The organism is Sulfitobacter sp. CW3, from assembly GCF_019392245.1.
Lineage (GTDB): Bacteria > Pseudomonadota > Alphaproteobacteria > Rhodobacterales > Rhodobacteraceae > Sulfitobacter.
In genome coordinates this window covers 17,805-30,470 of record NZ_JAHXRL010000011.1, presented here as the reverse complement: position 1 = coordinate 30,470, position 12,666 = coordinate 17,805, and the positions used below count along the sequence as shown (strand labels likewise).

Annotated in this window: 11 protein-coding genes; 1 reads left to right on the top strand and 10 read right to left on the bottom strand. The window is 57.7% G+C overall.

Annotation, left to right across the window (positions count from 1 at the left end; genetic code table 11):
• Nucleotides 1-3: 3 nt before the first annotated feature.
• The 3 genes from KZZ06_RS18475 to KZZ06_RS18465 form a co-directional block, all read right to left on the bottom strand.
• A complete protein-coding gene (locus KZZ06_RS18475) occupies nt 4-1,212 on the bottom strand; it encodes a multidrug effflux MFS transporter (RefSeq protein WP_257884470.1) in 1,209 nt (402 codons plus the stop codon).
• A 139-nt stretch (nt 1,213-1,351) separates the two neighbouring features.
• Entirely contained in the window at nt 1,352-3,154 is a 1,803-nt protein-coding gene (locus KZZ06_RS18470) for an ABC transporter ATP-binding protein/permease (protein WP_219581559.1), read from the bottom strand.
• 153 nt (nt 3,155-3,307) lie between these two features.
• A complete protein-coding gene (locus KZZ06_RS18465; RefSeq protein WP_219581488.1) occupies nt 3,308-4,474 on the bottom strand; it encodes an Ig-like domain-containing protein in 1,167 nt (388 codons plus the stop codon).
• A gap of 110 nt (nt 4,475-4,584) precedes the next feature.
• On the opposite strand from KZZ06_RS18465, the gene KZZ06_RS18460 reads away from it, so the two are divergent.
• Nucleotides 4,585-5,136, top strand: coding sequence for a TIGR00730 family Rossman fold protein (locus KZZ06_RS18460; protein ID WP_219581487.1), 552 nt, complete (start codon nt 4,585-4,587; stop codon nt 5,134-5,136).
• Nucleotides 5,137-5,421: 285 nt separating this feature from the next.
• Here the strand turns inward: KZZ06_RS18460 and KZZ06_RS18455 are convergent, their stop codons facing one another.
• The 7 genes from KZZ06_RS18455 to KZZ06_RS18425 form a co-directional block, all read right to left on the bottom strand.
• Nucleotides 5,422-5,877: a host attachment family protein gene (locus tag KZZ06_RS18455; RefSeq protein WP_219581486.1), complete on the bottom strand. Its 456-nt coding sequence runs from the start codon at nt 5,875-5,877 to the stop codon at nt 5,422-5,424.
• 120 nt (nt 5,878-5,997) lie between these two features.
• The gene (locus KZZ06_RS18450; protein WP_219581485.1) at nt 5,998-6,597 is read right to left on the bottom strand and encodes a superoxide dismutase; all 600 of its coding nucleotides are present in this window, start codon (nt 6,595-6,597) and stop codon (nt 5,998-6,000) included.
• Between the two features lie 205 nt (nt 6,598-6,802).
• The gene (locus KZZ06_RS18445; protein ID WP_219581484.1) at nt 6,803-7,378 is read right to left on the bottom strand and encodes a sarcosine oxidase subunit gamma; all 576 of its coding nucleotides are present in this window, start codon (nt 7,376-7,378) and stop codon (nt 6,803-6,805) included.
• Nucleotides 7,371-10,388 carry a sarcosine oxidase subunit alpha family protein gene (locus tag KZZ06_RS18440; protein ID WP_219581483.1) on the bottom strand — a complete coding sequence of 1,006 codons (3,018 nt, stop codon included), beginning with the start codon at nt 10,386-10,388 and terminating at the stop codon, nt 7,371-7,373. Before KZZ06_RS18440 ends, KZZ06_RS18445 begins: the two co-directional genes overlap by 8 nt.
• A 76-nt stretch (nt 10,389-10,464) precedes the next feature.
• Nucleotides 10,465-10,794 carry a sarcosine oxidase subunit delta gene (locus KZZ06_RS18435; RefSeq protein ID WP_219581482.1) on the bottom strand — a complete coding sequence of 110 codons (330 nt, stop codon included), beginning with the start codon at nt 10,792-10,794 and terminating at the stop codon, nt 10,465-10,467.
• Between the two features lie 93 nt (nt 10,795-10,887).
• Entirely contained in the window at nt 10,888-11,148 is a 261-nt protein-coding gene (locus KZZ06_RS18430) for a hypothetical protein (protein WP_219581481.1), read from the bottom strand.
• Nucleotides 11,149-11,245: 97 nt separating this feature from the next.
• Nucleotides 11,246-12,490: a sarcosine oxidase subunit beta family protein gene (locus KZZ06_RS18425; protein ID WP_219581480.1), complete on the bottom strand. Its 1,245-nt coding sequence runs from the start codon at nt 12,488-12,490 to the stop codon at nt 11,246-11,248.
• Nucleotides 12,491-12,666 lie beyond the last annotated feature (176 nt).

Below are 12,666 nucleotides of genomic sequence, written 5' to 3'. Positions count from 1 at the left end.
CCCTTAGGCGGTAGCAAGTACCATTTGCTGCTGCCGAAGCTTTGGCATGGTCACGATCACCAGCGCCACCGCGGCCAGCCCGCAGAGCGCGATGCTGACAACCATGGGCAATGCGGTCCCGTCAAAAAACGGCGTCGAAAGCCCAATGCAAATGGCGCTGGTCAGCATGGTCATGCTGCCGCTGAGCGACGATGCCATCCCCGCGCGCCGCCCGTGGGCGTCAAGTGCAGCAACCATGGCCGATGGGATCACCACGCCAAGGCAGGCATAGGCCAGAAACAAACCAATCAGCAGCAGCCACATACCTTGGAAACCCGCCAGCTCAAGCAGCGCCAACACGGTCGCGCAGGTCGCAAATCCGATCACACCGCGCCCGATCAATGTTGCCAGCCCCCATTTTTCGGCCAAACGACCGGCCATCTGGGTGGCGACAAAAAACCCGACCGCGTTAAACGCAAAAGCCAATGAAAACTGGGTCGGCGTTAGGCCGTATTCACCCGTGTAGACAAAGGACGCGCTGGACACGAAAAGGAAAAAGCTGGCCATGCCAAAGCCTGCGATAAAGGTCAGGCCCACAAAAACCGGATCACGCAGTAATATCCCGCAGCTGCGCGACAGCTCCTTGATATTCACCTTGCGCCGACGCTCTTGCTTGAGGGTCTCTGGCAGTGTGGCTTGGGCCAAGGTCAGGCTGACACCTGAGAATATTCCCATCACCAGAAAAATTTCGCGCCAGCTGCCCACCGCCACAATGCCACTGCCCGCCAAGGGGGCCAGCATCGGTGAAATCGAGATCACCAGCATAATCGTCGCCATCAACCGTGTGGCCTGTGCGCCGGTGTACATGTCGCGAATGATCGCGCGTGGGATCACCATCACGGTTGCACCGCCCATCCCCTGGATCAGGCGGCCAATCACCAGAACCTCGATTGTGGGTGCGGATGCGCAAATAACCGACCCCACTGCAAAGATGCTCATCCCGATCAGCAACGTCTTTTTACGGCCGATCTGATCAGACAGCGGGCCATAGACCAGTTGCGACACCCCGTACGCCAGAAAATACGCGACCAACGTCAGCTGCGCGCCTGAAACCGATGTCCCAAGGGCGGCCTCGATCGCGGGAAGCGCGGGCAGATACATGTCGATGGCGAAAGGGCCGGTCACACAGATCAGCCCCAGAATAAGCGCGGTGCGCAGCATGCTGGTTTGCATGGGGAATCCTTTTGGATTGGATATTAAATCTCGTCACTACCGTCTTGCTGCAATGCAGCAAGAGACGATTTTACGTATCACGCTGGCGACAAGTTTCAAGCCCACTTCGCCAGCAGCAGCAGTGCAACAGACCGTTAGATCACGTTTCATCCTCGGATTGTTGACGCTGCCATAGCTGCGCATAGCGACCATTGCGTGCCAGCAGATCATCATGGCTGCCCTGCTCGACAATTTCGCCCTGTTCCAACACCACAATTCGATCCGCTTCGGCCACTGTGGACAGACGATGCGCGATGGTCAGCACCGTGCGGCCCTTGCCGGCCTGACGCAGCGCGTCTTGAATCTCGTGTTCTGTCTCGCTGTCCAGCGCGCTGGTGGCTTCGTCCAGCAACAAAATCGGCGGGTCCTTTAGCAAGGTGCGGGCGATCCCCACACGTTGCTTTTCACCGCCCGACAGCTTCAGCCCCCGCTCGCCCACGGCTGTATTATATCCATTCGGCAAACGCTGGATAAAGTCGTGGATTTGCGCCGCTTTTGCCACGGCCTCGATCTCGGCTTGGGTGGCGTTATCGCGGCCATAGCCGATGTTATAGCCAATCGTATCGTTGAAAAGCACGGTGTCTTGCGGCACCACCCCGATGGCCTTGTGCAGGCTGTCTTGGGTCACGTCGCGCACGTCTTGGCCGTCAATCAACAACGCCCCGCCGTTCACATCATAGAACCGGAACAACAGCCGCCCGATGGTGGATTTACCCGACCCCGTCGATCCGACAATCGCGACCATCTCACCCGGTGCGGCCTCAAGCGATATCCCCTTGAGGATCTGACGATCCGGGTCATAGCCAAACTGCACGTCCTTCAAAGTGATCCGCCCGCCGTCGACCTTAAGATCGCGCGCGTCTGGTTTGTCTTTGATTTCAGCAGGTTGATCCAGCAAGGTGAACATCTGCCCCATATCAACCAAGGCCTGACGGATTTCGCGATACACCGTCCCGAGGAAGTTCAAGGGGATGGTGATCTGCACCATATAGGCGTTAACCATGACGAAATCGCCGACCGTCAGCGTACCATCCTGCACACCAATTGCCGCCATGATCATCACGCCAACCAAACCACATGTGATCAGCAAGGACTGGCCAAAGTTCAAGAACGCCAGCGAATAGTTGGTCTTAATCGCGGCCTCTTCATAGCCCGCCATCGCGCTATCATAGCGCTGCGCCTCGCGGTTTTCGGCGCCAAAATACTTGACCGTCTCGTAGTTCAACAAACTATCGATGGCCTTTTGGTTGGCATCCGTGTCTTGGTCATTCATCTGGCGGCGCAGCTTTACCCGCCATTCGGTCACCGCAAAGGTGAACCAAACATAAAGCCCGATCGTCACGGCAACGACCAGCAGATACCAAAAATCAAACAACACCGTCAGAATGATCCCGATCAATATCAACTCAAGGATCAGCGGCCCGATTGAGAACAGCAAAAAGCGCAGCAGGAAATCAACGCCTTTGACACCGCGTTCGATAATCCGGCTTAGACCGCCCGTTTTGCGTGTGATGTGATAGCGCATCGAAAGCCGGTGAATATGGTGAAAGGTTTCCAGCGCCAGCATCCGCAGTGCACGCTGCCCCACCCGTGCAAACACCGCATCGCGCAGCTGTTGAAAGCCGACGTTCATCGCCCGCGCCACACCATAGGCAATGGTCAACCCGATCGCGCCAAGCGCCAAAAGCGGCACGCCCTCGTTCGCCAACCCGTCAACGGCACCTTTGTAAATGATTGGGATACATACCGAAATCAGCTTTGAGACGACCAAAAACAGCATCGCCCAGACAACACGTTTTTTCACCCAAGGCATGTCCTTGGGCCACAGATAGGGGGCTACCTTTTTCAACACCAAAAGATTTGACTGACGCTCGGCTGCGTTGGCCATCTCTTCTTCGGTCATGGGGGTGCGAGGGGCGTTTTTGGCACCAGGTTCGGCGCGGGTGGTATCGGCTGACATAAATTTTCCTGAATGCTTGCAGCACTACATAGGTCGCAAGCCACGGGGTTGCCAGAGCAGCCCGCAAAATCATCGCGTTAATTGGCGCTGCTGGCGTTAGTCAGGAAGGTCGAAAACCTGTCCGGGATAGATCAAATCGGGGTCGCGGATAGAATCGCGGTTTGCCTCGACCACGCGCAAATACAAGGTCGGGTCGCCATAGCGTTCGCGGGCAATGGCCCAAAGCGTGGCCCCTTCCTGCACGGTGACCTCCTTGATCGGGCCGTCGTAATTGGCAGTGGCACGGGCCAGCGTTTCGGCGCTTTCTCGTTTAAAGGGGGTCTCGACGCGGCTGATCACTTCGCCGTCCTGATCCAGCTCATCCACACGCAGGGTATAGACCCCTGCATCGATCCCATCGATATCACCACGCCAGCGTCCCTGTTCGTTTACAGGCAGTTTTCCAACCGCTGCATTGTCCAGATAAACCTGAACCGCAGCCCCTTTCGATTGCGCACGCCCTGCCAGATGCACCTCTCCCTGCTCGGAATATGTGATGGTATCCAATGCGATGCTTTGCGTCGCGTCACGGTCTGCATCGGTTAACAGCTCCACGCCGTCCTCGGTCGATTTCAACAGCGCCATTTGCTGCGGGGTTTCTTCAGGCACAGTGGCTTGCGGGGCGTCTCCTACGGGATCAGACTGTGCAATCTGAGGTTCAGCACCTGATGTTTCAGGTTCGTTTTCAACAGCTTCTGGCGCGTCCTGAATGTCCGGGTTGGCGGCCACCTTTGCGGGGGTCATAGGGGCCAGAATGACCTCCTCATCCGATTGTACTTCGGTATCCTTGACCGCAGCCTCAAGGCTTAACACCTGCCCTTTTCCGTCGGGCGGCAGAATGGCAAGGGTCGCGAATTTCCCTGCACTGTCGGCGGTGGTTGTCGCGATCTCAGCGCCATTGCTGACCACCTTGATCTCACTACCCGGCGCGGCGCGGCCGGCAATCACGGTCACCCCGTCGGCATCTCGGCGCACCTCGTCAAAGCTGGGCTTTTGCGGGCTTGGTTCACTACTTTGTACGATTGTTTCCGCTTTGGTGGGCGTTTCCGGTTCGGGCGCTTGCGCGTTGGGTGTTTCGGGGGTCACGGCGGTTTGGGGTGCAGGCAGTGCGGTCTGCGTAACCTTCGTGCCGGGATCAAACAGGAAATACCCCGCCACAACGACAATCACACCAACGATGACACCGCCCAAAACCTGAGCATTTCGCGATTGGAACACCGACATAACCATCATCCCCTAGTACGCACCACATTGAGCACTTGTAGCAAGCAGGTTAACAAGGGTCAAAATAGAGCTGCACCGCAGTTTCACATTTGCTGACAAGGACCCCCGTCATGTTTCAAAAATCCATCTGCGTTTATTGCGGATCACGCCCCGGTGCGGACCCTGAATATATGTTGGCCGCACAGGCCATGGGCCGCGGGTTGGCAGACAAAAATTGGCGGCTGGTCTATGGGGCGGGCGATGTTGGATTGATGGGCGCGGTTGCACGGGCGGCGCAGGATGCGGGTGCCGTGACCTTTGGTGTGATCCCCGAACATCTGGTCAAATGGGAGGTCGGCAAAACCGATCTGACCCAATACATCGTGACCGAGACAATGCACGAGCGCAAAAAGGTCATGTTCATGAATTGCGATGCCGTGGTGGTACTGCCCGGCGGTGCCGGGTCACTGGACGAGCTGTTCGAGGTGCTGACATGGCGGCAGTTGGGCCTGCATGAAAAGCCGGTAATCCTATTGAATACAAACGGTTACTGGGACCCTTTAATCCAACTTCTGAATCACGTCGTGGCAAGTGGGTTTGCTGATAAGACATTGCTGGACTATTTCGTGTCCGTCCCCGATGCCGCATCCGCGCTTGAGGCGCTGACCACTTCGCTGACCTAATATGCCACTGGGCCGGAACGGCCTGATGCGTTGGCATCTGCCACCCGCGTGACGGGAAGCTGGGGTGATGGAAGCGCCTGCTTGCAGAAGCTTTGGCAAACATCTCAGCGCCCTATCGGGCGATCTTGATTACAGTCCGACAACCGAAAAACCGGGTCATGCGCAAATGGTGTTTTCGGTTGTCAGAGGCACCTCACCCCGGCGCGGCGACCCTGCCCCGCCGGGTGTTTTGATGTTGCAAAATTGTCTCGCGTTGATCGACGGCTGACCAGTTTTTATGCGGGCCTACGCCTTCTCAAGCTCAGCCTTAACAATTTTCTCGATCTCGTCCATGGGGTGGTTGGTCAGCGTTTTCGGGATTTCACCAACGACCTTAGCGGCGACCTCTTGATGCATTTCATCCCGCAATTCGCCCAAGGTTTTCGGTGGTGCAACGATCACGATCTTTTCGAATTTCCCTTTGTGGACCTGCTTGTACAAGATTTCCGACAGCTCGTGGGCAAAGCGGTCTTTTGACAGCTGATGCCAGTCAGTGTCATCCACAGCCGAGCGGTGCACCGACGGGCCATCGTTAAAGCGCCCCTGGCGGTTTGCGGCCTGATCGCGGTTTGGCGGGTTGTCCTGCTCTTCCTCGCGGAACACCTGCAAGAACGGGTCTTCTGCGTCCGTCCCGTTCACCATGAACAGTGCTTTTTCACCATCGGCGATCAACACCCAAGTTCCGTTTTCAAGCTTTGCCATTTGTCTGCTCCTGTCCTGTGAGTTGCGTCATATAGAAAACAGTTCAGGATCATCCTAGTTCCAAACAAAAAGCCCCGCAAACATTGTTCACGGGGCTTAATATTTTAACGCTTTGACAGCTTACATGCGCGAAGCGACGTTTTCCCAATCGACCAAGTTGTCGAGGAAGTTGGTCAGATAGTCAGGGCGCGCGTTGCGGAAATCGATGTAATAGGAGTGTTCCCACACATCACAGCCCAGCAATGCAGTCTGGCCGAAACAGATCGGGTTCACGCCGTTTTCGGTTTTCGTTACCTTCAGGCCGCCGTCTGTGTCTTTGACCAGCCATGCCCACCCGGAACCGAACTGGCCTGCGCCAGCCGCTTTGAAATCATCCTTGAACTTGTCAACGGAACCAAAGCTTTCGGTGATGGCTTTTTCCAGATCGCCGGGCATCGCGTTGCCGTTTGGCCCCATCATTTCCCAGAACTGGTTGTGGTTCCACAGCTGGCTGATGTTGTTGAAGATACCGTTTTGCGCGACGGCTTTAGGATCATAGGTGCCCTTGATGATCTCTTCGAGGGATTTGCCAGCCCATTCAGTGCCTTCAATCGCTTTGTTTCCGTTCACAACATATGCATTGTGGTGCTTGTCGTGGTGATATTCCAGCGTTTCAGCAGACATGCCTTTCGCAGCAAGGGCGTCGTGGGCATAGGGAAGATCGGGAAGTGAAAAAGCCATTTTATGGGCCTCCGTTGATAAATTTCATCTTGGTCACATGAAGCCCCTCAAGGCCTAAGGTCAAGGGGCAGGACGCAAAAGAACGTCCCCCCAAGACCCGCCCATGCTGGCGGTTTCACCTGACGTCTTGGTACCTCAACAGATCAAAAGCGCCTTAAGTTCCGTTATCGCAACGGGTTTTATGGGGTGCCTAAGCCACAAGGGGTCAACCGCGGTGGTAATTCACCTGTGATCCGGGCTGTGCCGCAGTTTTCAGCAGATCAAAGACATATTGCGCGACGGACCTGAAACAGACCAGTTCTGCCGTATCGGTATCAACCATCCAGAACGCCGCTGGCACCTGAGCAAGCCGCGTGCGACGGATCGTGCCGGGGGTAAATGCCTCGGGGCTGGTATCGACGGGGGCCAGCTTGGCCAGAACCTCGCGGGTGTGTTTACCGGTCACGCGGAAAACGGCGCGCGCGTCGGATACGTTAACCGCCAGCGCGTGATTGGTGCCGATGGCCTTGTGCAACGTCTCGAGGTTGGTGGCGACATCCGCATAGGGGCAGATCAACAGCAGCTCATCGGGTGACATCCATGCAACGCCTGTGCCGCCGTCCAGATTGATGCCGCGCATGTCGGGCATGGCAACGCCAGTGATCTTCTTGAGCGGCTTTTTCAGGTATCCCGCAGCCAGATCACCCCGGATCGAGATCATGCCAATCGGGTCAAGGGCGGTAACTTCTGCGATGCCTTGATTGTAGACGGCCCCGTTCAGGGCGCTGATGGGCTCAGACATTCTGCTTCTCCCCTTCTTTATCGTAAAACACCGGATCGACGATTTTCGCGTGATAGGTTTTGCCGTCGGTACCGGGGAATTCCAGCACCTCGTTCATGCGGTCGGGGCCATTCAGCACCAACCCCATGGCGATGCCTTTGCCCAGCGTTGGCGAATGATAGGTCGACGTGACGCGCCCGATCATGTTGCGCTGGTTGTTCTCGTTCACGCCTTCGCCCACGGCATAAGCGCCATCAGGCAAGGTGCTGCCGTCGGTCGTTTCAAGCCCCACCAGTTTCCAGCGGGTCGGATCGACCATATGGCTGCGCTCTTGGGCGCGCTTGCCAAGGTAGTCTTCTTTCTTTTTCGAGATCGCCCAGTTCAGCCCCAGATCCTGCGGGATCACGGTGCCGTCGGTTTCGTCCCCGATCATGATGAAACCCTTTTCGGCACGCAAAATGTGCAGACATTCCGTGCCATAAGGCATCACGCCCAGATCATTGCCCGCGACCATCAGCGCATCCCAGAATGCCTGACCCACGCCTGCATCAACTGCGATTTCATAGCTCAGCTCGCCCGAGAACGAGATCCGGTAGATACGGCATTTGAAGCCGCCCAATTCGCCATCGACCCATTCCATAAAGCCAAGCGCGTCTTTGCTGACATCCATCCCGCCCAGTTTTTCAAGGCACTTGCGGGCATTGGGACCGACCACGGCGATCTGCGCATATTGTTCGGTGACATTGGCGACATAGACGTTCCAATCCCACCATTCGGTTTGCAGCCATTCCTCCATATGCTGGTGGATACGGTCTGCGCCGCCTGTCGTGGTATGGCACAGGAATGTGTCGTCATCGACGCGCGCAACCACGCCATCATCGATCAGGAACCCGTTTTCCGAACACATCAGGCCATAACGGCATTTGCCCGGCTTCAGGCTGCTCATCATATTGGTGTAGAGCATATCAAGGAACTTGCCCGCATCCGGCCCTTTGACAATGATCTTGCCCAAGGTCGACGCATCCAGCAGGCCCATATTGGTGCGGGTATTGGTGACTTCGCGCATGACGGCGTCATGGGTCGTCTCGCCGGGGCGGTTATAGGAATAGGGTCTGCGCCAATGGCCGACAGGTTCCCATTCGGCCCCATTCGCCGCGTGCCACTCATGCATGGGCGTGCGACGCAGCGGTTGGAACACATCACCGCGTGCCTCGCCGCCAATCGCGCCCATGGAAATCGGGTGATACGGCGGGCGGAAGGTTGTGGTGCCCACGGTCGGAATGTCAGCATCCAACGCGCCCGCAAGGGTCGCAAGGCCGTTGATATTGCTCAGCTTTCCCTGATCCGTGGCCATACCAAGGGTGGTATAGCGTTTGGTATGTTCGACGCTGACAAAGCCTTCTTGGGCGGCCAGACGGACATCGGACACCTTGACGTCGTTCTGATAGTCCAGCCAGGTCTTTTCGCGCAGCTTTACGCTGGCCCCGTGGGGCATCATCCAGACCGGGGCCAAGGGTGTTTCCTCTTGACGCGCGGCGTTGGGGGAAACGACATCGACTGGCAGCTTGAAGCCCAAGGTGGTGACCACGCCATCCGCCGCTGCGTGGGCATCATGCAAGATATCATCCAGCCCAAAGAACCCCGCCGCAGCGCCAGCGGCTGTGACAAAGCCATGCCCATCGGCACCAATCGGCGGGTGGTTTACATCAGGACGGAAGGTGGCAAGCGCCGCGTCCCACACCAGTTTGCCGCCGCAATGGGACCACAGATGTACCACGGGCGACCAGCCGCCGGACATAGCAACGGCATCACATTCGATGGTCTCCAAAACCGCGCCTTCGCCGGCTTGGCTGCACACATTGACGGCCGTCACACGTTTGCCGCCTTTGACCGATGACACGGCGTGGCCCATCAAGACGCGAATGCCCAGTTCTTTGGCACGCGCCATCAGAACCGAATCCTCGGGCAGCACGCGGGCATCAAGGATCGCGGGCACGTTAAGCCCTGCCTCGACCAAGGCGATCGCCGTGCGATAAGCATCGTCGTTATTGGTGACCACAACGGTGCGATCGCCAACAGAGACACCAAAGTTAACCAGATAATCACGCGCCGCAGCCGCCAACATTACGCCCGGTATGTCATTGCCCGCAAAGGACAATGGCCGTTCAATCGCGCCGGTTGCGGTGATGATATGGCCAGCGCGGATACGCCACAAACGGTGGCGGGGCCCTTGGGCCGCAGGGGCGTGATCGGTCAGGTGTTCGTAACCCAGCACATAGCCGTGGTCGTAGACCCCTGCCCCCATCACGCGGGTCCGCATCTGGACGTTTTCCATCGCCGACAGCTCACGGACCAGCCCGTCAATGTGGGAAGCAACCGAAGCGCCTTCGACCATGCCACCATCGACGGGGGCACGCCCGCCCCAATGGGCCGTCTGTTCCAACAAGATCACCTTGGCACCGGCACGCGCTGCAGTGCGCGCGGCCTCGAGCCCCGCGACGCCGCCACCAATTACCAACACATCGCAAAAGGCGTGGAAATGTTCGTAGCTGTCCGCGTCTTTTTCTTTCGGCGCTTTGCCCAGTCCGGCGGAATGGCGGATGATCGGCTCATAAACGTGTTTCCAGAACGGACGCGGATGGATGAACATCTTGTAATAGAAACCCGCAGGCAGGAAGCGGCTAAGGTGTTTGTTGATCGCCCCCACGTCAAATTCGAGGCTGGGCCAGTGGTTCTGGCTGGCAGCTTGGAGCCCGTCGAACAGTTCGGTCGTGGTGGCGCGCTGGTTGGGTTCAAACTGCCCGCCACGGCCAAGGTTCATCAGCGCGTTGGGTTCTTCGGGGCCCGCGGCGACAATGCCACGTGGGCGGTGATATTTGAACGAGCGACCGACAAGCATCTGGTCATTGGCCAACAGCGCCGAGGCCAACGTGTCGCCCTCATAGCCGCGCAACTGTTTGCCGTTAAACGAAAAACTGACAGCGTTGGATTTGTTGAGCAGGCGGCCGCCTGTGGCAATTCTGGTGCTCATGGGTCTAACCTTGGTGTTTGCGGAAAGCGCGGATGCCTCCGGCGGGAGTTTTTTGGGCAAAATGAAACAGCGGCATCTATGCGGTCTCGGGGGGCTGCCAATCGGGGCGGCGGTCGGATATTTTGTCGATGATATCTTGGGGGATCGTGCTGGTTTGGGCGGTGTAGGTGCCAAAGATTTCCAGCGTCATGGTATCGCGGGCGGCGTGAAACCATTTGCCGCAGCCGTAGACATGCCGCCAGCGTTCGAAGTGCACGCCTTTGGGATTTTCACGCATGAACAGGTATTTCTCAAAGTCATCATCCGAGGCACCGGGGCCATGCCGGGTCAGATGCGCCTCTCCTCCTGCGTGGAATTCGGTTTCTTCGGCGGTAATGCCGCAGTTGGGACAGGTCAGGATCAGCATGGGACGCTCCTTTGGCAGGTTGCGTGAAACGCAAAAAAGCCGACCCCGCGTGCGGGATCGGCTTTGGTCGCGAAAGAATGGTGTAGTTTAGGCTTAGTTGCCGGTAGCGGATTCAGCCGCGTCTTCGACAGATTCTGCAGCACCTTTGACAGCGTCGCCCGCACCTTCAACGGTAACGTTGATGTCGTTGGACGTATCCATCGGATCGCCGCCCGAGAAGTAGTAGAAGCCGAAGCCCAGAACCAGCACGACGAGAACGCCGATGACGATACCAGTACCGGTGTTGCTGGTTTTGTTAACCGTGGTGTGTGGTGTTTGGGGGTTGGGTGTTTGGTTGTAGTCTGGAGTGGCCATTGTACTCGTCCTTCATAAACTCTGTATGAGGACACAACACCGTGAACGCCGGAATGGTTCCGGGTTTTGTGAGGGTTTGTCGAAATGCGGGGTGACATCAATGCGCGACCCCTGCAGCCACGCTTTCGTCAATGAACCGGCCCTCTTGAAAGCGGTTCAGCCCGAAGGCGTCCGTAAGCGGTGACCGTCCTTTGGCCATCAGTTCGGCCATGGCCCAGCCCGATCCCGGGATCGCCTTGAAGCCACCAGTGCCCCAGCCGCAGTTGATGAATACGCCATCGACCGGGGTTTTGCTGAGGATCGGAGAGCGGTCGCCCGTCACGTCCACAATGCCGCCCCATTGGCGCAGCATCTTGAGGCGTGACACCATCGGGAAGGTTTCGATCAGCGCGCGGACGGTTTCCTCGATATGGTGGAAAGAACCGCGTTGGGTGTAGTTGTTATAGCCGTCAGTGCCGCCGCCGATGACCATTTCGCCTTTGTCCGACTGCGACATATAGCCGTGAACGGTGTTGGCCATCACGACCACATCCATACAGGGTTTGATCGGCTCGGACACCAGCGCCTGCAGCGAGACGGATTCGATGGGCAGCCGGAAGCCCGCCATGTCGGCCAGATGACCGGAGTGACCCGCGACCACCATTCCCAGCTTGTCGCAATCAATATCGCCACGGTTGGTGGACACGCCTACGACCTTGCCGCCCTCGGAGCGGATGCCGGTGACTTCGCATTTCTGGATCACGTCCATGCCCATGTCGGAACAGGCCCGCGCATAGCCCCATGCCACCGCATCGTGGCGCGCCGTGCCGCCGCGCGCCTGCCACAACCCGCCCAAAACGGGATAACGGGGGCCGTCAAGGTTGATGATCGGGACCAGTTCCTTGACCCGTGCGGGGCTTATGAATTCGGTTTTCACCCCTTGCAGCGCGTTGGCGTGGGCCGTCCGTTGATAGCCGCGTACCTCGTGATGGGTTTGCGCCAGCATGATCACGCCACGGGGCGAGAACATGACGTTATAGTTCAAATCCTGGCTCATCGTCTCGTAGAGGCTGCGGGCCTTTTCATAGATCGCGGCGGAGGGGTCTTGCAGGTAGTTCGACCGGATGATCGTGGTGTTGCGGCCCGTGTTACCGCCGCCAAGCCAGCCCTTTTCAAGGATCGCCACGTTGGTGATGCCAAAGTTCTTGCCCAGATAATAGGCCGTTGCCAGACCGTGCCCGCCTGCCCCGATGATGATCGCGTCATAGCGTTTCTTGGGCTGCGCGTCGCGCCATGCCCGTGTCCATCCGGTATGATGGCGCAGTGCTTCACGGGCGATGGCAAAGGCGGAATACTTTTTCATAAAGGACGGTCCCCGGCATGGATTCGCACGCAGCTGTGTGCTTTGGTTCTTTCTGGGTGAGCAGGCAAAAAAGAGGATACCCTGCGCGGCATTCCGTATCAGTTTTACGACATCGCCTGCAATCGCACAAATCGCAGATCGGGGTGCTGCAATATGGCCCCTTTTGTCACGGCGCA